Genomic DNA, 20,257 nt, shown 5'->3' with positions numbered 1-20,257 from the left:
ACAGTCTGCCCCGGTCATGCTGTGAGAAGCCGTAATTGTTCCGGGGTTGACCAGCGGATTGACTGAGCCGGTGAGACTCGGATACTTCGCGATGCCACTGCACCGCCCCGGACGCCCTTGGGCGGAGACGCTCCGCGAGGACCGCGAGGCGGTCATCCTCGCCGATCGGCTCGGATTCCACGACGCCTTCATCGGTGAGCACCTGACGGACAATCTCGAGAACATCACCAACTCGATGTTGTTCCTCGCGACGCTCGTCAGCGACGCTCCCCGGATCAAGCTCGCGACCGGCACGACGAACCTGTCGCACCAGCACCCGGCGCTCGTCGCGGCGAACGGGGCGATGTTCGACCACCTGACCGGCGGCCGGTTCATCTTCGGCATCAGTCCCGGCGCGCTGCCGTCGGACGCCGAGGTGCTCGGCATCCTCGACGAGGACCGGGGCGCGATGTTCGCCGACGCCATCGAGGTCATCCTCAAGATCTGGGAGGGCGAGCCGCCCTACGACATCGTGTCCGCGAGCGGACGCTACAGCGTCTCGACGCGGCGGTCGATGGACCTTCCGCTCGGTGTGGGCGTCCTGCCCAAGCCACTGCAGAGCCCGCGCCCCGAGGTCGTCGGCACCGTCGTCGCGCCCTTCTCCAAGGGCGTCGTGGAGATGGGCCGGAAAGACTTCCACCCCCTGTCGGCCAACTTCCTGCTACCCCAGTGGGTGGCCACGCATTGGGGCAAGTACGTCGAGGGCAAGCAGGCGGCAGGGGTCGAGGCGGACACGGCCGACTGGCGGATCGCGCGGACGGTCTTCGTCGCCGACACCGAGCAGGCGGCCCGCGCCTACGGGCGCGACGACCAGAACAGCCCCTACCGCTTCTACTACGAGCAGATGCTGCGCAAGATGACGAAGCTCGGGCGGCTGGGTCTGTTCAAGCGCGACCGCAACGAGCCGGACGAGGCGATCACCCTTGACCGGGTCCTTGACGACCTCGTCATCTGCGGCACCCCCGAGCAGGTGGCCGAGCGGATCGTTGCCTTCGAGCAGCAGACCGGACCCTTCGGGGAACTCGTCTACGCCGGCCTCGACTGGGTCGACGAAGGGCTCGCGCGTCGGTCGATGGAGCTCATGGCGACCAAGGTCATGCCCATGGTCGAGAGGTACGGCAGCGGTGCGTGACCGGATGCCGCAGTTGCCGACGGCGGCCCTGACGCCGGCGCAACAGGAGGCCGTCGCGGCGATCACCGCCGGCCCCCGGGGTGATCTCTTCGGTCCCTTCGTCCCGCTCCTGCGCAGCCCCGGCGCCATGGTCCGGCTGCAAGAGGTCGGCGCCCACCTCCGGTTCGGGTCCACCCTGCCCAAGGCGGTCCTCGAGACGGCCATCCTCCAGGTGGCCCGCGCCCGGAACCAGGACTTCGAGTGGGGCTACCACTGCCAGCTCGCCCTTGACGCGGGCGTCCCCCGGGAGGCGGTGGAGGACATCGCGGCCGGCCGGGAGCCGGGTTCGCTGGCGGAGCCGCTGGCAACGGGCTACGCGGTCGTCGCCGACGTCCTCGCCGACAACGACATCCCCGACGAGCTCTACGAGCGGGCGCTCGACACGCTCGGCGAGGAGGGGCTCATCGACCTCATCGTCTGTGCGGGCTACTACACGACCCTCGCCATGGTGATGAACGCGACGCGGACCGACGCCGGCGCGCTCAGCCCGCCCGTCGAGATGAGTTCGTCATGAGCGGGGTGGTCGTCCGCGGGCGCGCCCTACGGGAGGGCCAGAGCCAGCATCAGGGCCCGACGGTCGTGCTGCTGCACCCGCTCGGCGCGGGCGCCGACTTCTGGGAGCGGGCCGCCGCCTCGCTCGACGGCCTCGGCGTGTACTCCGTCGACCTTCCCGGGCACGGCGGCTGCCCCGTCCCCGACGACCCCTACGGCACGGCGGACGTCGCGGCCGCGCTCGCGAAGCACCTGCGCGGTCTCGGTCACCAGGCTGTGCACGTCGTGGGGCTGTCCCTCGGCGGTCTCGTCGCCATCGAGCTCGGGGTGCACGATCCCGGGCTCGTCTCCAGCCTCGTCGTGGCGGCCACCGTCCCGTCCTACCCGGAGGACTGGCGCGAGAAGTGGCGGGCCCGGGCCGCCGACGCCGGGCGCCTGGGCGTGACCCCGTTCGTCGAGCCCACGTTGCAGCTTTGGCTCACCCCCGCGGCCCTCGCCGCCGACGGGCCCGAGGTCGCCTACGTGAAGCGCACCCTCGCAGGCACCGACCCGCGCGGCTACGCCCTCGCGTGCCTGGCCCTCGCGGATGCCGACGTCACCTCGCGGCTCGGCACGATCACGGCGCCGACCCTGCTCGTCGACGGCGAGCTCGACGCGCCGCTGTTCCACGACGGTGCCGCCCGCCTCGCCCGTTCGATCCCCGGCGCCCGCCGCGCCGTCATCGCCGGGGCGCGACACGCCAGCGCGCTCGAGTTCGCCGAGCCCTTCGCGCGGCTCGTCCGGAACTGGGTGCGACCCGGCCCGGACGAAGGGAGCCGGTGATGAACGCGACCGGTCGACCACTCGTCGGCTTCGTCGGGCTCGGGGTCATGGGCTCGGCCATGGCGGGGCACGTCCTTGCCCGCGGGACCTTCGAGGTCCACGGCTACGACATCGACGCTGACCGACGCCGGGCGTTCGCCGGCGCCGGGGGCGCGGTGCACGACGACCTCACCTCGCTCGTCGCCGCCAGCGACCTCGTGCTCACCTCCCTGCCGAGCGCGGCGGCCTTCGAGTCCGTCCTCAGTGGACTCGTCGAGGACGCGCGCCCAGGGACGGTCGTCGTCGAGACGAGCACCCTGGATCTGCGCACCAAGCTCGACGGGGCGGCCCGCCTCGCCCGGGCGGGCGTCGAGATGCTCGACTGCCCGGTGAGCGGAACCGGTGCCCAGGCCCGGACCGGCGACCTCATCGCCTACGTGAGCGGCGCGCCGGAGCCGATCGGACGGGCCAGGAGTCTCGTCGAGGCGTTCACGCGCGCCCACTTCGAGCTCGGCAAGGTCGGCAACGGCACCCTGATGAAGCTGGTGGCGAACCATCTTGTCGCGGTGCACAACGTCGCCGCGGCCGAGGCGCTCGGGTTCGCCCAGGATCTCGGCCTCGACCTGTGGCAGGTGCTCGCCGCCGTCGGGGACGGAGCGGGAGCCTCACGGATGCTCGGCGTCCGCGGCCCCGACATGGTGCAGGGGCGCTACGAGCCGGCGAGCATCCGCATGGACGTCTTCGCCAAGGACCTCGAGATCATCGGGGCGGCCGCGGCCGAGGCGGGCACGGTGACGCCCCTGTTCGACGCCGCCCGCGCCGTCTACCGCGACGGCCTGTCGGACGGCCTGGTGTCCAGCGACACGGCCGTCGTGTTCGAAGTGCTTCGTGGGCACCCTCGCCCACGCGACCCGGCGCCCAGCGGGTGACGGGCATCCAATCGGTCGACAACAGAAGGGAACCCGCATGATCACCGGAATCCGCGGTGTGAACATCAAGGTCCGTGACCAGGAGCGGTCGGCGAATTTCTGGACCGAGCAGGTCGGCCTGGAGGTCGTCAGCGACGTCGTCATGCCCGACTTCGCCCCGCGTCGCTGGCTCGAGACGGCCGCCGCGTCGCGCAACGCGGTGATGGTCCTGCACTGGCCGGTCTTCGAGGAGGTGGAGTTCTTCTCGGGCATCACCTTCATGTGCGACGACATCCAGACGACCTACGAAGAGCTCACGGCCAAGGGTGTCGAGTTCGTCTCCGAGCCGTTCCTGGCCAACTTCGGCTGGTGGGCGACCTTCAAGGACCCCGACGGCAACGTGTTCGTCCTGCGGCAGGAAAAGGGCTGAGCTGAGCCGGCGTCGCGCGCCCGCCGCCGGTGGGCGCGCGCTTCAGCAACAACGAAAACACACGACGGGGCCGGAAGGCGGTTGACGATGGTGGAACGTTCGGTGATTTTCCCTCGCTGGGTGTACCTCGGTGCCGGTGAGGTGCGCACGGGCGCGGCGGTGGTCGTCGAGGGCGACCGGATCGCCGGGGTCCTGCCGGCCGCGCAGGCCGAGGGCATCGACGCCCGGCGGATCGAGCTGCCCGACAAGGCCCTGCTGCCGGGGCTGGTCAACATGCACACCCACGCGGGTGCCGGCCCCGTCGGCCGGGCCGTATCGGAGGACTACGAGCTGCCGACGGGCATGCCGTTCTACGTGCCGCTGTCGCGGCTGTGGCGGCACGCCTACCGTGACGAGCTGCGGGAGCAGTTCCGCGCGGTCATCGAGTGGGACGTCCTGGGCATGATGCGGACCGGGACGACGACGATCCTCAACCACGCGTCGACCGACATCGAGGGCTACCTGCACATCGCCGACCGCGTCGGGGTGCGGACCTTCGCCGGCCCGACGATCCCGCTCGACGTCACCGCCCGCCTGGGCCAGCTCTCCGGCGGGCGGGAGGACCGCAAGCAGACCACCTCGGAGGAGGCCCAACTGGCCGAGCTCGAGGAGCTCGAGCGGATGTTCGGGGAGTGGGACGGCGCCGCGGGCGGGCGGATCACGATGGTCCTCGGGCCGGCCGCGGTGCACACCGACGAGTTCAGCGTGCTGGCCGGGGTCGGCGTGGCGGCGAAGCGGCTCGACTGCCTCGTCACGACCCACCTGTGTCAGGCACCGAGCGAGCTCGCCGCGACGCAGGAGCGGTTCGGCACGACCCCGCTGCGGGTCCTGCAGCGGGCCGAGCTGGCCAACGAGCGGCTCATCGCCGCGCACGGCACGTACCTGCCGGACGAGGACCGCCGGCTCGCCGCCGACACCGGGATCACCATCGTCCACTGCGCCTCTCGCAAGGCGAAAGAGGCTGTCATCTCGCCTTCGGTGTCCTTCCTGGACTCGGGCATCTCCATCGCGCTCGGTACCGATGGCTTCAACTGCGACATGGTCGAGGAACTGAAGTTCGCCGCGATGCTCGGCAAGATCGGCGTCGCCCAGTCACACCGGCCGACCGCCGCCGAGGTCCTGGACCTCGCGACGAGCCGCGCCGCCTCGATCCTGCGCCGGCCCGACCTCGGCGTCATCAAGGAGGGCGCGCGAGCCGACCTCATCGGCGTCGCCGTCACCGACCCGTCGATCGCCCCGGCGCTCGATGTCGTCCAGGCGCTCGTCTACTACGGCAACGGTCGCGACGTCCAGTTCGAGATGGTCGACGGCCGGGTCCTCATCGAGGACGGCAGCTTCGTCGGCGTCGACCTCAACAGCGTCCGCGCCCGCGCGGAAGCGGCACTCACGTCGATCTGGGAGTCGGCGATCGACGCGGGGGTCATCGCCGAGGTCCTCCCGAGCATCAACCGGACGCAGGCGCTCGCCTAGCCCCGTCGGCCCCGGACCCGACGCCCGGGGCCTTCTGATCACACCCAGGACATCCAGGAGGCGATCCATGACCGATCTGCTCCTCAAGGCCAGGCAGAACATCAAACTGCTGGCCGACAGCCCAGCCATCATCGGCGACGTGACGACCGTGTCGCGCCGCACCCTGACGTGGGGAGAACTCGGGACCCGCGTCGACGGTCTCGTCGGCGGCTTCCGGGAGCGGGGCCGGCGGTCCGGCGACCGCATCGGCATCGCCCACTACCAGGGCACGTTCGGTCTCGAGCTCTATCTCGCCGCGCAGGCGGCGGGCCTGCAGCCGGTGCTGCTCGGCATCACGCTCAACAACCACCTCGACGCCGCCGTGCGGGCTCTCGACCTCAAGGAGCTGTTCACCGGCCCGGAGCTGGTCGAGGCGGCTCGGCGTGCGATGGGGACGGCTCCTGTCTGGTACACCGAGCCCGGCACCGACAGCTACGACGATGTCGCGCGGCCGGACGGCGACACCGAGTGGGTCGGCCTCCGGGCGGCCGACACGGTGTCCGGGATCCAGTACTCGACGGGTACGACAGGCGTGCCCAAGGGGATGGTCCGCTCCGTCGGCGCGGACTTCTGGGACGCCGTCAACCGCTCGCTGTGCATGCGGCTGCGCCACTCGGAGCGATGGCTCGCCGCGAGCCCGACGAACATCAACGTCTCCGTCGGCGCACTGCGGTGCATGACGCTCATGGGGGGCGCGACGATCGCCCTCGACGACGTCTCCATCGCCTCGATCGAGCGCAACAGCGAGGACGGCGTCACCGTCCTGCCGCTGCAGGCGCCCGCCTGGCGCGCGATGCTCGACTCCGGCACGGCCCAGCGCCTGCTCGACAAGGGCCTGCGGGTCTGCGTCGCGACGGGGCAGCGGACGCCGCGCGCGACGCTGCGCCGCCTCGGCGAGCTCACGGCGGGACGGGGCGAGGTCGTCAACAGCTACGGCCTCACCGAGACGAGCACACTCGCCATCCTCACGTCGTCGATGCCGGAGTACGGTGCCTCGTCCTCCGTCGGGCGTCCCGCACCGCTGAGCACCGTCGACATCGCGCCCTGGCAGGACGCTCGCGGTGACACGCGCGGCGCCGGGGAGGTCCGGGCGAGTGGCCCGGGCATCTCGCCCGGCTACATCCTGCCGTCCGACCTCCATCCGACGACCACGTCCAACGTCGGCGCGGCGGTCGACGGGTGGTTCTACACCGGTGACGTCGGTCGCTGGGACGAGCAGGGCAACCTGCAGATCCTCGGTCGCTGGAAGGACGCCTTCGTACTCAACGGCGCATACGTCTACCCGTATGAGGTCGAGGGGATCCTCGGTGAGATCCCGGGGGTGCTCGACTCTGTCGTGATCGGCCTGCGTACGGACGGTCAGCCCGCCGGCGGCGACGCTCCCGCGGATCACATGGCCGTCGTCGTCCACTTCAAGGGCGATGTCGCCGAGCAGCGGGCCGCCATCGAGGCCGCCGTCGCCGGGTTCCCGGCCGAGCTGACGCGGCTGCTGTTCATCGACGAGATGCCCCGCAACTCGAGCGCGAAGATCAACCGGTCCGAGGTCGCCGCCCTCGTCGCCGCGGGCGTCCCGTCGGTCCTGGAGCGGTGATGGAAGCGGTCGAAGCGGCGCCGCTGCGCATCTGCATGATCTCGCCGATTCACCTCCCCGAGCCGGTCACCGCGGCCCGGGCGGAGCGGTTGCGCAAGCTCGGCGGGCCGGACCTGGACGTGGATCTCGTCGGCCTGCCGTCCGGGGCGCCACGCGCTCTCGACCGGCCGGAGGACATCGAGGCCGCGACGGCGCACATCACCGCCGTGGCGGCGAGCCTGGACCCGGCACGCTACGACGTCGTCGTGCCGGACTGCGTCCTCGACCCCGGCGTGGAGGTCGGCGCCGGCAGCGAAATCCCTGTCCTCGGTCTGCTGCGCCTCATCGCGGCGGGCCTGTACGGGCTCGGCAGACCGTTCTCGGCGGTGACCCGCAACGAGACGATCGCGGTCGAGCTCGAGGCGCGGCTGCGCGCCTACCGGCTCGACGAGAACTTCAGAGGGACCGACGTTCTCAACCTCGAGGTTGAAAAGGTGGTCCACCAAGGGGAATGGACGGACGCCTTGGGTCGGGTCGTGCGCGAGCGCGCCCAGGCCGGCGTCGGCATCGTGCTCAACGGGTGCAGCGCTGTCGCGACGGGCCCTTCGCCCTGGTCCGGCAGCTGGGTGGTTGATCCCACAACATACGCGTTCGACCTCATTCGAGCCCGCCTGCACAACGGTGTGCGGCCGGCGGGCTGAGGCCGGAACGGGCCGCCTCGGGAGGTGCCGACGCGCCTCCTGAGGCGGTGGCCGACGCGCTCCAACCATGGTCTATACGGCCGTTGACATCGCTTCAGCGGCTTCATAATCTCATCCAGAGGAACGCAGTTCCGATAGATGAAACATTGCGGTCGATTCCCCGTCCGACGACCCGGGACGGCGCTACCGCGACCGGCTTTCGCAGTCCTTACCCCCACCTTCCTTCCCGGCTGCTGGACCGGGCCTCTCCTCATCGGAGGACATCATGAACGACTTCCCCTCGGCCCGGCTCAGCCGAAGGAGCGCGCTGCTCCTGGGGCTGTCCGGCGCGGCAGCCCTCGGTCTTGCCGCGTGCGGCGCCGCCGACGACACCTCCTCGGCCGCCGGTGACACCACCGACGCGCTCTCGCCCAACGGTGCGCCGGGCGACACGCCCCCGGCCGGCGTGAAGCTGGCCGCCACGCAGGTCGCCACCATCGCCGTGTCGAACCTGCCCTCGTCCATCGACCCGATGGTCGTCGTCAGCGGCGGCGCGCGGCGCTTCGACATCTACGAGTCGCTCATCGACACCCACCCCAGCACCGGCGAGCCCCGCCCGTTCCTCGCCACGGAGTGGAAGCAGGTCGACGACAAGACCTGGCACTTCACGCTGCGGCAAGGCGTCAAGTTCCACGACGGCACGCCGATGACGGCCGAGGACGTCGTCTTCAGCTTCCAGCGGGCCGCGACCCAGGGCTACGGCATCGCTACGCACTTCTCGACGATGGCGAGCGCGCGCATCGTCGACGACAAGACCGTGGAACTGGTCACCAAGACCCCGGACGTGCTCATCCTCAAGCGCCTCGCCCAGGTCGCCATCCTGCCGAAGAAGTACTACGAAGGCCTCGGGTCGGACCAGAAGACGCGGGACGCCGCCTTCGCCAAGGCTCCGATCGGCACCGGCCCCTACAAGTTCGAGTCGTACGCCTCGGACAAGGCCGTCGTGAAGAAGGCCGGCGACACGACGTGGCGCAAACCGACCCTCGAGAAGATCACCTTCCTGCAGGTCACCGACGCCGGCACGCAGCTGAACTCGCTCCTCGCCGGGGACGTGCACTACATCAACATCCAGCCGCTCAACAACCTGCCGACCCTCAAGAACGCGGGCGCGACGCTCATCCAGCTCACCAAGGGCAATGACCTCGGTGCCTTCATGGACTCGGTCGACAACAAGGGCAAGGCCAAGACCGGACCGATGGGTGACAAGCGGGTCCGCCAGGCGATCCAGCACGCGCTCAACAAGGAAGAGCTCGTCAAGTCCGTCCTGCAGGGCCGCACCGTCGCCGACGACGGCCAACTCATCGGCAAGGGCCTGCCGGGCTACACGGACACCGTGAAGGACTACCCGTACGACGTCGAGAAGGCCAAGGCCATGCTCGACGAGGCGGGCTACCCCGTGAAGGGCGACGGCACGCGCTTCACCATCACGATGGCCTCCGCCTTCGCGGGCACGGGCTCGGTGCGCCGTCTCATCGGCGAGTGGATGCAGTCGTCGATCAGCAAGCTCGGCATCAAGGTCGAGTTCACCGCGCTGACCGACACCGCGCTGCAGCTCGAGTACTTCTACAACACCAAGCAGCGCCCCGACATCTACCACTTCGGCCTGTTCACGCGCCCCTACATGGACGCCGCGCGGGCCTACAGCCGGTTCGTCTCCGACAGCGGCTCGTACCACATGAACAACCCCGAGTTCGACCAGCTCTACAAGCAGCAGCTCGGTGAGCAGGACCCGACCAAGCGTCAAGCGATCCTCGCCAAGGCGACCGAGCTCTTCCACGAGGAGTCCTGCTTCCTGTTCGCCTGCGGCGACGTGTGGGTGGACGCCGCGGCGAAGAACCTCAAGGGTCTGGTCCAGTGCGACGTCCAGACCGAGCAGTACTACGACCGGCTCTACCTCACGGCATGACCAAGATGCCGTCTGACGGGTCGTCGGCGTTGTTCCCTCCGGTGCCCGAGTCCACGCTGGACCCGGAGACGGTGGAGGCCTACGAGAAGTCCCGCGAGCTGTTCGGACACGTCTCCGAGCTGTTCTCCGTCCTCGCGAACGCGCCGACGGCCCTGTCGGGCTGGGTCGACCTGCTCCGCCGGCTGCGCCGTGAGCTGGCGGTCGAACCGCGGCTCACGGAGCCGGCGATCATCACCGTCGCGCGGCTGCACGGCAACGCGCGGGTGGCCGCTTCGCACGAGCGGCTGGCCGCCGCTGCCGGAGTGGACGCACGGGTGCTCCGCGCGGCGGCCTCCGGCGGGACGGATGGGCTCGACGCCGACCAGCGCCTCGTCCGCGACCTCGCGGCGGCGGTCGTCGGCGGTGGGGCCCCGGAGCCGCTCGTGCGGGAGTGCCAGTCGCGCTTCGGGGTCAGGGAGACCGCCGAACTCATCATCGTCACCTCCTTCTACTGCATGGTCTGCCGTGTCAACGCGTCGATGCAGGTCTACCTCGACCTGCCGCCGGCGCAACCGGCCAGGCACTGACGAACGCCGTGTCCGCTGTGCTCGCGTACGACCGGTACCCCGGAGAGGGGCCGCTCGCGGTGCTGCTCCACGGCTGGGCCTGCGCCGGGGAGGACCTGCGGCCGCTCGCCCTTGAGCTCGCGGGCCGGTTCGACGTCGTCGTCCCTGGGCTGCCGGGCCATCCGCGCACGGGGGCGGCACTCGGTCCGGCCTACGGGGTCGAGGCGATGGCGCGGTGCGTGCTCGACCTCGTGCGTGCGCTGGAACGCGGCCCGGCCCTGCTCGTCGGCCACAGCCTCGGTGGCGCCGTCGCGCTCGCCGCGGCACGGCTCGAACCGGCACTCGTCACCCGTGTCGTCACCGTGGAGACGTCGTGGGCCTGGGTCGAAGCACCCGCGGGGCCCATCGACATCGTCGATGCGGAACACCGGTCCGAAAGCGTGAACAACAAGCGGGAGCAACTGGGTCTGTCCGCGGTGACCGGACAGCTCGACCCCGCGGCCTTGGCCGAGGCGCTGTCCTCGGTGCTGGAGTGGTCCAGGGTGCCCTCTCGGGACTCGCCGCTGCACGGTCTCGGAATCTTCGGCGACCAAGGCTGGGAGGCTGTACGCAGCGCAGGAAGGCGCGAGGGTGGCGTTCGGTGCGTCCATCTGGCGGGCTGCGGGCACTGGCCGCACGTCGAGCGGCCGGTCGCGGTCGCCCGGTTGATCACCGCAACCGAGGGCGACGAAAAGCATTGACCGCTCGGTAGGTCTGGATTACGTTGTGCGGAACGCTGTTCCGCCTGATGGGAGGTGCCGTGAATCGCCTGAAGGTTGTGCTCGTCCACGGCGCCGGCCGCGGTGCCTGGTGCTGGCAGCGCCTGACCCCGCTGCTCGACGCGGCAGGGGTGGAGTGGGAAGCGCCGACGCTGACCGGACTCGCAGATCGCGCGCACCTGCTCGGTCCCGAGGTCGGCCTGCAGACGCACGTCGACGATGTCTGCGCCGTCCTCGCCCGGCGAGCTCCGGCCGCGGTGTGTCTCGTCGGCCACAGCTACGGCGCGGTCGTCGTCGCGGGTGTCGTCGGGGCCATGGCCGAGCAGGTCGCGCGGGTCGTCCTCATCGACGGCCCCGTCGTCGAGGACGGCGAGAGCGGGGCGGACGTGCACCCGCTGGGCGACGCCCTCCGGGCCCGGGCGAGGCGGCACGGGGACACCGACATCATTCCCGTCTCCGGCCGGCCCGACGACCGCCTCCCTCCGGCCGACAACGCCTGGATCGCCGGCAACGTCACCCCCCAGCCCTTGCGGTGCGTGACCGACCCGGTCCGCCTGCCCGGTGGGTGGCCGCTCGACCTGCCCAAGGACTACGTCCTGTGTGAACGGCCAGGGGAGTCCTCCGACCGTCCGTACCTCTCCCGCGTCCGGTGCGGCGACGGGTGGTCCAGACATGTCGTCGACAGCCCTCACGACGTGATGATCGCGCGGCCCGACTGGCTCGCGAACCTGCTCGTCCGTTTGTCCGCGAACCCCATCGACGACTCCCGACGCCCGTGCCCGTAGCGACGGAAAGGCTGAACGCATGACTCTGAACGTCGCGCCCATGGGCACCGCCCCCGCGACGACCCGTGGCGGTGAGCGGGAGCCTCAGGCCCCTGTCTGGTCCCGTTTCCTCTCGCACGGCGTCGTCCGCTTCGCGGTGCGGAGTGTCGTGCGGCTCGTCCTGGTCGTCATCGGCGTCCTCACGCTCCTGTTCGTCCTGCTCCGGATCGCCGGTGACCCGGCAAAGGCCCTCGCCGGGCAGGACGCGACACCTGCCGACCTCCTGCGGATCCGCGCCCAGCTCGGGCTCGACCGACCGATCATGACGCAGTACTGGGAGTTCGTCACCCGGGCGTTCCTGTTCGACTTCGGCGACTCGTACAAGCTCAACACCGACGCGATGGGGGAGGTGCTGCACCGGCTGCCCGCAACGCTCGGGCTCATCCTGGCCGCGCTCGCGCTCGCGCCGCTCATCGGCATACCGCTCGGCATGATCGCCGCGCTCGCCCGCAGCCGGATCTACGACAAGCTGATGGACGTCATCGTCGTCGGCGGCCAGGCCATCCCGGTCTTCGCCGTCGCGGTCCTGCTCGTCTACCTGTTCGGCGTCGAGCTGCGCTGGGTGCCCACATTGGCGACGGCCGGCTTCGCCTCGGACCCACGGGCGATACTCCTGCCGGTCCTCGTCCTCGCGATCCATCCCATCTCGCGCATCCTTGAGGTGACCCGGGCGGGCCTGGCCGACAGCATGCAGGAGGATTTCGTCCGCACCGCGCTGTCCAAGGGCGTGCCGCCCGCCCGGCTGGTGACCCGCCATGCGATCCGTCCGGTGCTCAACAGCCTCATCACCGTCCTCGGCGTCGACTTCGCCGGGATGCTCTCCGGAGGCGTTGTCGTCGAGTTCATCTTCGTCTGGCCCGGTCTCGGACACGTGCTCATCTCCGGCGTCTCCAACCGCGACTACCCCATCGTCGGCGCGGCGACCTTCGTCGCGGCCGTCCTCGTCGTGCTCGTCAACCTCATCATCGACATCGCCTACCGCCAGCTCGACCCGCGGATCCGAAAGGGGCGCTGACCATGGCTCAGCCACCGCCACCGGCCGGCGTGCCGGGTCCGGCCGACCGAACCGACACGGTCGCGGCCGAGGTCCCGATCGCTGCGGCAACGCCCGCCGGTCCATCCGTCTCCGGGCGCCGCGAACCGTCGCGGACACTGGTGCGCTCGTTCCTGCGCGCCAAGGCCGGCGTGCTCAGCCTCGTCGTGCTGCTCGGCATCGTCGTCGTGACCCTGCTGGCCAAGCAGGTCGCGCCCTACGACCCCGGGCAGCTGGATCCCGCGAAGGCACTGCTCAAGCCGGTATGGGCCGGCGGCAGCAGCGACCATCTGCTCGGCACCGACGAACTCGGCCGCGACCTGCTCTCACGGCTCATCTTCGGCGCCCGGACCGCGCTCGCCCTTGCCTTCGGTGCCGCCACGATCAGCGCCGTCGTCGGCACCGTGCTCGGACTCATCGGCGGCATGAACCGCCGATGGATCGGGCCTGTCGTCGACTGGCTCTGCGACGTGCAGCTCGCGTTCCCCAACATCGTCCTCGCCCTCGTCGTCATCACGTCGCAGGGCAACAGCATCAGCTCCTTGCTGATCGTTCTGTCGATCTTCGGGTGGGTCCACTTCGCCCGCGTCGTGCGCAGCGCGGTGCTCACCCTCCGGCAGGCCGACTTCGTGCTCGCGGCGCGCGGCAGCGGCGGGTCGACCCTCAGCATCACCTTCCAGCACATCCTGCCCAACGTCATGTCGTCCGTGCTCGTGCTGTGGACGTTCGCGGTCGCGACGGTGCTCCTGCTCGTGAGCGGCCTCAGCTTCCTCGGCCTCGGCGTGCAGCCCCCGGCCTCCGACTGGGGTCAGCTGTTCGCCTCCGGGCGCGCCTTCCTCATCCAGAACCCGTGGTACGCGTTCATGCCCGCCGTCGCCATCACCGTCACGGTGCTCTGCGCGACCGTGCTGGGCCGGACGCTCCGCACGACGCTGAACCCGAGGACCCGATGACTGCCACCCCGAACGCACCCCTGCTCGCGGTGCGCGACGTCACCGTGACGATCACCAAGGGCAAGCGCCAGACCGACGCCGTCACGGGCATCGACTTCGACGTCGCCGCCGGAGAGATCGTGGCCATCGTCGGCGAGACGGGGTCGGGCAAGTCCCTGTCAGCCCTCTCGGTGCTCCAGCTGATCCGTGACCCCGTGCGGCTCACCCAGGGCAGCGTGCTGCTCCAGGGACAGGACCTCACCGGCCTCAAGCCAGCCGACCTGCGCCGGGTGCGTGGCGGCGACATCGGGATGATCTTCCAGGACCCGATGACCGCGCTGAACCCGTTCCACACGGTCGGGCAGCAGATCGGTGAGGCCATGACGGTGCACCGCAAGCTGTCCAGGGAAGCCGTGCGCGAGAGGACCCTGCGCCTGCTCGGCGACGTCGGCATCGTCAACCCCAGACAGCGGATCGACCAGTACCCCCACGAGCTGTCCGGTGGCACCCAGCAGCGAGTCATGATCGCGATGGCGCTGGCCAACGAGCCCAAGCTGCTCATCGCGGACGAGCCGACGACCGGGCTCGACGTGACCGTCCAGGCCCAGATCCTGCGCCTCGTCCGCGAGGCCGCCGTGTCGTGGGGCATGGGCGTGCTGCTGATCACCCATGATCTGGGCGTCGTGGCCGGTTACAGCGACCGCGTCGTCGTCATGTACGCGGGCAACGTCGTCGAGAGCGGGCCCACGGAAGAGGTTCTCGCCGCGCCGGCCCACCCGTACACCCGGGCCCTGCTCGACGCGCGACCGGAGAACGGCCGCCCCGGCATGAGACTCAACGCGATCTCCGGCGGGCCGCCGGAGCTGTTCAAGTTCCCCGTCGGCTGCCGGTTCCAGCCGCGCTGCGCGAACGCGACGGCGGAGTGTGGCGCGGCCAACCCGGCGCTCGTGCCGCCGCCGAAGGCGTCGAAGGATGGCCCCGTGCCGAAGGCGTCCACGGATCGCCTCGTGCCGAAGGCGTCCACGGATCGCCTCGTGCCGAAGGCGTCCAAGGATCGCCTCGTACGCTGCATCCACCCCTACGCCTCGCCCGCACCGAGCGATCCCGCCCGGTCATCCGGCGTGTCGATCTCGCTGCCCCCCGCCCCCGCCGAACCCGGCGCCCCAGCCATCCGCGTCGAGGCGCTGCGCCGCGTGTTCGCCGGCGGTGGGCACGTCACCAAGGCGGTCGACGGCGTCGACCTCCAGCTCGCGTTCGGCGAGACCCTCGGCATCGTCGGCGAGTCCGGCTGCGGCAAGTCGACGACGGCGCGGATCCTCGCCGGGCTCGACCAGCCATCCGACGGCCTCATCCGCTACGCTGACGGCAGGGAGCTCACGCACCGGCGCGGCCGCGTCGACCACACCTTCGTCCAGTACGTCTTCCAGGACACCTTCGGCTCGCTCAACCCCCGGCGCACCGTCTGGCAGATCATCGAGGAGCCGCTCAAGCGACTCACCGATCTTTCGAAGGCCCAGCGCGCCAAGCGGATTCGCGAGTACATGGCCGAGTGCGGCCTCATGCCGAGCATCGAGTCCCGCTACCCGCACGAGCTCTCCGGCGGCCAGCGCCAGCGCGTCGGCATCTGCCGGGCTCTCGTCGTCCAGCCCAAGGTCGTCGTCATGGACGAGCCGATGTCCGGTCTCGACCTGTCGGTCCAGGCGCAGATCATCAACCTGCTGCAGGACCTGAAGAAGGATCTGGGGCTGACGGCCGTGCTCGTCTCCCATGACATCAGCGTCATCCGGCACCTGTGCGACCGCGTCGCGGTGATGTATCTCGGCCGCGTCGTCGAAGCCGGGCCGGCGAGCACCCTGCTCACCAGCCCCCTGCACCCGTACACGGCGGCCCTGCTCAGCGCCGTCCCGCAACTGGAAACCGAAGCGCGCCGCCCCGAGATCCCGCTGCGCGGGGACGCCGGCGACGTCGACCCGGCGTCCGCCTGCGGCTTCGCGCCGCGTTGCCCGATCGCGCGCCCCGAGTGCCGCACCGACGAGCTGCGGCTGACGCCTCAGCGGAACGGCCTGCTCGTCGCGTGCCACTACCCAGGGCAGTTCGACCAAGCCTAATTCCCGTCCTGTGACCGCGGACCGTGCCATTCGCAGCCGGATGGCGCCGCCGCGGCGCGAGAGGAAGGTCTCCACATGAACGAGCCATCACCGTGTGACGTCCTGGTCCGGGGCCGGATCATCACCATGGACGGCAACCGGCGCGTACTCTCCGACGGCTGGGTCGCCATCACCGACGGCGCCATCGTCGGTGTCGGCACCGGGCCGGCACCCTATCAGCCGCGCGACACCTGGGGCGGGCCCGACCACCTCGTCATGCCCGGGCTCGTCAACACGCACACGCACCTCGTCCAGGGCTGCATCCGCAGCATGGCCGAGGGGACGAAGTTCCAGGAGCGGCTTTTCGGGTTCTACTACCCGATGACCGGCGCGTGCGACGAGGAGCGGTCCTACTGGTCGGCGATGACGCCGGCGCTCGATCTGCTGCGTTCGGGCGTGACCACGACGACCGACGATCACTTCACCCACGCGAACAAGCGGTCGATGGACGGCGTGCTGCGCGCCCTGACCGACGCGGGCATTCGCGCCCGCGCCGCGCGCCTGCTCGTCAACGACCCGCTCGCGGTGCCGGAGGAGTTGCGCGAGGACATCGAGACGGCCCTCAGCGAAACCGACCGGCTCGCCGCGGCGTACGACTCGGCGACGATGTCGGTGACGGCGAGCACCATCGGCATCACCTACGTCAGCGAGTCCGACCTGCGTGCGCTCTACAAGTGGACCCTCGACAACGGCAAGCAGTTCGACATCCACGCACCCTCGATGATGGACGGCGCCTACCTCAAGGAGGTGCGTGGCTGGAGCGGCGGCTCCTTCGAGTGGCTGCACGCGGAGGGCATGCTCGACAAGCATGTCATCGGCATCCACGCCCAGAACATCCGCCCGGGCGAGGCCGAGCTGCTGGCCCGCGCCGGCGCCAGCGTCTCCCTCGTGCCGGACATGGAGCTCATCCTCGGCATGGTCACCTTCGACTCGCGCCAGTACCTGGACGCCGGGGTCACCGTCGGTCTCGGTCTCGACGGCCCGGTCGTCTCCTACGGCCACAACTTCTGGCTCGGGATGCGCTCCTACCTCATGGGCCAGCGGATCGGTGACAGCGCACGCAAGCTCGTCCGGGGCGACAAGGGCCACTTCGGCGACGAACTGCTGTTCGGCACCGCGGAGGACGCGCTCGAGCTCGGCACCATCGGCGGTGCCAAGGCGCTCGGCCTCGGCGACCGGATCGGGTCACTCGAGGTGGGCAAGGAGGCCGATCTGCTCGTCATCGACCTGTCGACCGAGCCGACCGCCGCTCCCGACGGGGCGCTGCTGTCCAACCTCGTCTGGTCCGGCGGGCCTGCCCCCGACTCGATCGACCGGGTCGTCGTGCGCGGCCGCACCGTGATGCGCCGGGGTCAGCCGGTCCAGGTCGATCTCAAGGAGGCCGTGCGTCGCGCGAACGAGGTCCAGCGCGAGCTGTTCCAGGAGACCGGCTGCGACAGCTTCCTCCGGCGCGGCTCGACCTGGCAGTGGTCGTGACCATGAGCGGCGCGGCACCGGGAGCCCACGCGGAGCCGGCCATCGGGTGGATCGGGCTGGGTGCCATGGGCGTGGCCATGGCCGCGAGGCTCGTCGACCGGGGCCGGCCCGTCCTCGGATGGAACCGGGGCGCGGCACGCGCGGCCGAGGCCGCCGCGCACGGGGTCACCGTCACGTCCGACATCTCGGAGGCGGCCTCGCGCGACATCGTTGTGAGCATGCTGCCGAACGACGAGGTCGTGCGAGAGGTGCTCGCCGGGGCCACGGTCCTCGCGGCGGTCACGCCGGGCAGTGTCCACGTCAACTGCGCGACCATCTCGCCCGGTCTCGCGCGCGAGCTCGACGGGCTCTACCGCTCCCGAGACGCCCACTACGTCTCGGCGCCGGCGTTCGGCCGGTCCGCAGCCGCGCTCGGGGGGCAGCTCACGGTCGTCGCGGGTGGCGACGGCGAGCCGGTGGGCCTGATCCGTCCGGTCCTCGCCGACCTCGCGGTCAGTGTCCACACCTTCCCTGAGCCGGCGCAGGCCAACCTCGTCAAGATCCTGGGCAACTACCTGATCGCGGTGACGGCCGGCTCGCTCGGCGAGGTGGTCGGGGTCGCCGAACGTGGCGGGCTCAAGCCGGACCAGCTGCTCGACATCCTCACCGAGCGACTGTTCTCCGGACTGATCCACCGGTCCTACGGTCAGATGGTCACCGAACAGCGGTATGAGCCGGTCGCGTTCACGATGCGACTCGGCAAGAAGGATGTCGACCTCGTCCGGGCGGAGGCACGGCATCACGGGGGACGCCTGCCCCTCGGTGACGTCATCGCCGACGCGCTCGGCGAGGGGGTCGAAGGGACGGCGGCCGAGAAGGACTGGGCGTTCGTCGCGGAGTGGTTCCGGACGCAGGCCGGAGGTCCGCGATGAGTCGCTGGCTCATCGTCGGCTATGGCCGGGCCGGCGAGGTGCACGCGGCCGCGCTCTCGCGCGTCCCGTCGGCCGTCATCGCCGGCGTCGTCGACTCCTTGCCACAGACCCGCGAAAAGGCTTCGGCCGCCGGCTACGCCGTCTACGGCGATCTCGAGGCGGCGATCGAGCGGGAACGCCCCGACGCGCTGTCGGTGGCCCTGCCGCACGATCTGCACGAGTGGACGGTTGAGGTGGCAGCGGCCAACGGGCTCGCCGTCCTCGTGGAGAAGCCGCTCGCCCGCGACGCCGAAGAGGCGGATCGGATGGTGTCCACCGCCAAGGCCGCCGGTGTCGAGCTCGGGTGTCTGATGAACTACCGCGCCTACGCTCAGCTGCGCTGGGTCAGGCAGGTCATCGCCGACGGCACGCTACGGGTGCGCAGCGCTGTCGTCGAGGTCAACCTACCGGCGCCCGTGCAGGTGCCCGGTTGGCAGTCGAACCGGGCACGGGCCGGAGGCGGCCTCCTCCGCACGGTCGGGGTCCACTACCTCGACCTGCTTGTCTGGTGGCTGGGGCTGCCGGAGCGGCTGGTGGGCCACGTGACCGGACCCTCCGACGAGGTCGCGTCGGCGCTGATCGCGCTGCCCGGCGAGGTCAGCGCGACGGTCTCGGTGGCGGCCGTCGCGGCCCGCGGTGCTGGGGTGCGGATGACCCTGTTCGCCGATCAAGGCAACGTAGTCATCGAAGGCTCTCAGGTAGTCTCATATCCCGTGGGGATGATCCCGCCAGAACCGGAGGCCGACGGAGCGGACCTCCTTTACGGCGCAGGTCATCTAGAGTATTTTCGTGCAGCCGACCGTGCCGTCGGGCTGGGGGACCCGTTCCCCGTGCGGGGGGACGAAGGACTCGCCGCCGTGCGTCTCGTAGATCTCTGGTATACCTCCGCGCGGACCGGTGGATGGGTCGCGCTCGATACGTAGGCTCGCGACCCACCACGACGGGCTTTACCGGCACCGTGCTCGATGCCACTGACGGCGGCCGAGGGGCACGACTTCGAAGGGATGGACAAGGTGTCGCAGGGCACGCAGTTGGATGACCTCGAGCTCCAGCTCGGAGCGAAGGTCTCGAGCGCCACCATCGCGACGGTCGTGCGGGCCGTGGATCTGTTGATGTACTTCAAGGACGCCCCGACCCGTGACCTCGGTGTCAGTGAGATCGCCGACGGGCTCGGAATGTCGAAGGCCGCCACGCACCGCATGCTCGCATCGCTCCGCGTGCGCGGTCTGATCGAGCTCGACGAGACGACCCGCAGGTACACCCTCGGCATCGGGATCATGCAACTCGGCCTCGCCTACATGGATCAGATCGACATTCGTCGAATGGCGCACCCGGAGCTCGTCCGGCTGTCCAACCGGACGAACGAGACGGCGACCCTGTCCGTCCGGGTGGATCAGCGCAGGCGCATCTATGTCGATGAGGTGGTGCCACGACGTGAGGTCATCATGTCGGTGAGCCTGGGCATCCCCTACCCGCTGCATGCCGGGGCGTCGTCGAAGGCGTTCCTCGCCTTCTACACGGAGGAGGAGGTCGACCGCTACCTCGACAGCACGCTCGAGGCGGTGACCGACGGCACGATCACTGACACGGCGGCCCTGCTCAAGGAGCTCAGGCTCGTCCGCGAACAGGGCTGGGCGCGATCCATCGGGGAGCGCAGGAGCGGTGCGGCATCGGTCGCCGCCCCGGTCTTCGACCACAGCGGAAAGGTCGCGGCCGTCATCAGCGTATGTGGACCCAAGGAGCGGTTCGAGGCCGAGTTCGATGCCTGCCGCGACGCGTTGCTCGAGACGACCGCGCGTCTGTCCATGCGTCTCGGGTGGGCGCCGGGGCGCATGGGTGGTGAGGTCACCGCTCGCTGACCGATCGGGATGCTCGCGGACAGATGTGCCATCTGTCCGCGACATGGATCGCGTACGCCGGCCCAGGTCCAGGGGAAGCGCCGCAGAGAGGACGCACTGTTCCCTTTCTAAGGTATAGCGGACATGGG

The 20,257-nt window shown here is 70.4% G+C and carries 19 protein-coding genes; all 19 read left to right on the top strand.

The genetic code is table 11. From position 1 onward, the window contains the following. Positions 1-70 precede the first annotated feature (70 nt). The 19 genes from ACFY3L_RS16855 to ACFY3L_RS16765 all read left to right on the top strand — a co-directional run bounded on the left by ACFY3L_RS16855 (position 71) and on the right by ACFY3L_RS16765 (position 20,129). Positions 71-1,171, top strand: a complete 1,101-nt coding sequence (locus ACFY3L_RS16855) for an LLM class flavin-dependent oxidoreductase (protein WP_389323942.1) — start codon at positions 71-73, stop codon at positions 1,169-1,171. Further along, positions 1,164-1,724, top strand: a complete 561-nt coding sequence (locus tag ACFY3L_RS16850) for a carboxymuconolactone decarboxylase family protein (protein ID WP_389323939.1) — start codon at positions 1,164-1,166, stop codon at positions 1,722-1,724. The genes ACFY3L_RS16855 and ACFY3L_RS16850 overlap by 8 nt, the downstream gene beginning before the upstream one ends. Beyond that, a complete protein-coding gene (locus ACFY3L_RS16845; protein WP_389323936.1) occupies positions 1,721-2,524 on the top strand; it encodes an alpha/beta fold hydrolase in 804 nt (267 codons plus the stop codon). Before ACFY3L_RS16850 ends, ACFY3L_RS16845 begins: the two co-directional genes overlap by 4 nt. Continuing rightward, positions 2,524-3,432 carry an NAD(P)-dependent oxidoreductase gene (locus tag ACFY3L_RS16840; RefSeq protein WP_389323933.1) on the top strand — a complete coding sequence of 303 codons (909 nt, stop codon included), beginning with the start codon at positions 2,524-2,526 and terminating at the stop codon, positions 3,430-3,432. Before ACFY3L_RS16845 ends, ACFY3L_RS16840 begins: the two co-directional genes overlap by 1 nt. Positions 3,433-3,469: 37 nt before the next feature. Next, positions 3,470-3,841 (top strand): VOC family protein, encoded by a 372-nt coding sequence (locus ACFY3L_RS16835; RefSeq protein WP_389323930.1) that lies wholly within the window; start codon positions 3,470-3,472, stop codon positions 3,839-3,841. Between the two features lie 102 nt (positions 3,842-3,943). Then, positions 3,944-5,350 (top strand): amidohydrolase family protein, encoded by a 1,407-nt coding sequence (locus ACFY3L_RS16830; RefSeq protein WP_389323927.1) that lies wholly within the window; start codon positions 3,944-3,946, stop codon positions 5,348-5,350. A gap of 67 nt (positions 5,351-5,417) precedes the next feature. Then, the gene (locus tag ACFY3L_RS16825) at positions 5,418-6,980 is read left to right on the top strand and encodes a class I adenylate-forming enzyme family protein (RefSeq protein ID WP_389323924.1); all 1,563 of its coding nucleotides are present in this window, start codon (positions 5,418-5,420) and stop codon (positions 6,978-6,980) included. Then, complete coding sequence (locus tag ACFY3L_RS16820; RefSeq protein ID WP_389323921.1) at positions 6,980-7,660, top strand: aspartate/glutamate racemase family protein; 681 nt, start codon at positions 6,980-6,982, stop codon at positions 7,658-7,660. The genes ACFY3L_RS16825 and ACFY3L_RS16820 overlap by 1 nt, the downstream gene beginning before the upstream one ends. A 265-nt stretch (positions 7,661-7,925) precedes the next feature. Beyond that, positions 7,926-9,605 carry an ABC transporter substrate-binding protein gene (locus ACFY3L_RS16815; RefSeq protein WP_389323918.1) on the top strand — a complete coding sequence of 560 codons (1,680 nt, stop codon included), beginning with the start codon at positions 7,926-7,928 and terminating at the stop codon, positions 9,603-9,605. After that, positions 9,602-10,171 carry a carboxymuconolactone decarboxylase family protein gene (locus tag ACFY3L_RS16810; RefSeq protein WP_389323915.1) on the top strand — a complete coding sequence of 190 codons (570 nt, stop codon included), beginning with the start codon at positions 9,602-9,604 and terminating at the stop codon, positions 10,169-10,171. The genes ACFY3L_RS16815 and ACFY3L_RS16810 overlap by 4 nt, the downstream gene beginning before the upstream one ends. Positions 10,172-10,188: 17 nt before the next feature. Then, positions 10,189-10,890 carry an alpha/beta fold hydrolase gene (locus ACFY3L_RS16805; RefSeq protein WP_389323912.1) on the top strand — a complete coding sequence of 234 codons (702 nt, stop codon included), beginning with the start codon at positions 10,189-10,191 and terminating at the stop codon, positions 10,888-10,890. Between the two features lie 59 nt (positions 10,891-10,949). After that, a complete protein-coding gene (locus ACFY3L_RS16800; protein WP_389323910.1) occupies positions 10,950-11,693 on the top strand; it encodes an alpha/beta fold hydrolase in 744 nt (247 codons plus the stop codon). A 19-nt stretch (positions 11,694-11,712) separates the two neighbouring features. Beyond that, a complete protein-coding gene (locus ACFY3L_RS16795) occupies positions 11,713-12,747 on the top strand; it encodes an ABC transporter permease (RefSeq protein WP_389323907.1) in 1,035 nt (344 codons plus the stop codon). A 2-nt stretch (positions 12,748-12,749) separates the two neighbouring features. Continuing rightward, positions 12,750-13,718, top strand: a complete 969-nt coding sequence (locus tag ACFY3L_RS16790) for an ABC transporter permease (RefSeq protein ID WP_389323904.1) — start codon at positions 12,750-12,752, stop codon at positions 13,716-13,718. Further along, positions 13,715-15,805 (top strand): dipeptide ABC transporter ATP-binding protein, encoded by a 2,091-nt coding sequence (locus ACFY3L_RS16785; RefSeq protein ID WP_389323896.1) that lies wholly within the window; start codon positions 13,715-13,717, stop codon positions 15,803-15,805. The genes ACFY3L_RS16790 and ACFY3L_RS16785 overlap by 4 nt, the downstream gene beginning before the upstream one ends. Before the next feature lie 75 nt (positions 15,806-15,880). After that, on the top strand, positions 15,881-17,320 hold the full coding sequence (locus ACFY3L_RS16780; RefSeq protein ID WP_389323893.1) for an amidohydrolase family protein: 1,440 nt from the start codon (positions 15,881-15,883) through the stop codon (positions 17,318-17,320). A 2-nt stretch (positions 17,321-17,322) separates the two neighbouring features. Continuing rightward, positions 17,323-18,231, top strand: a complete 909-nt coding sequence (locus ACFY3L_RS16775; protein WP_389323891.1) for an NAD(P)-dependent oxidoreductase — start codon at positions 17,323-17,325, stop codon at positions 18,229-18,231. Further along, on the top strand, positions 18,228-19,193 hold the full coding sequence (locus ACFY3L_RS16770) for a Gfo/Idh/MocA family protein (RefSeq protein WP_389323888.1): 966 nt from the start codon (positions 18,228-18,230) through the stop codon (positions 19,191-19,193). Before ACFY3L_RS16775 ends, ACFY3L_RS16770 begins: the two co-directional genes overlap by 4 nt. A gap of 42 nt (positions 19,194-19,235) precedes the next feature. Continuing rightward, entirely contained in the window at positions 19,236-20,129 is an 894-nt protein-coding gene (locus ACFY3L_RS16765; protein WP_389323885.1) for an IclR family transcriptional regulator, read from the top strand. Positions 20,130-20,257 lie beyond the last annotated feature (128 nt).

It is taken from the genome of Dactylosporangium sp. NPDC000521 (genome assembly GCF_042898305.1).
GTDB lineage: Bacteria > Actinomycetota > Actinomycetes > Mycobacteriales > Micromonosporaceae > Dactylosporangium.
Note: the sequence above shows the minus strand (reverse complement) of the source record. Positions and strands in the feature narration are given on the sequence as shown.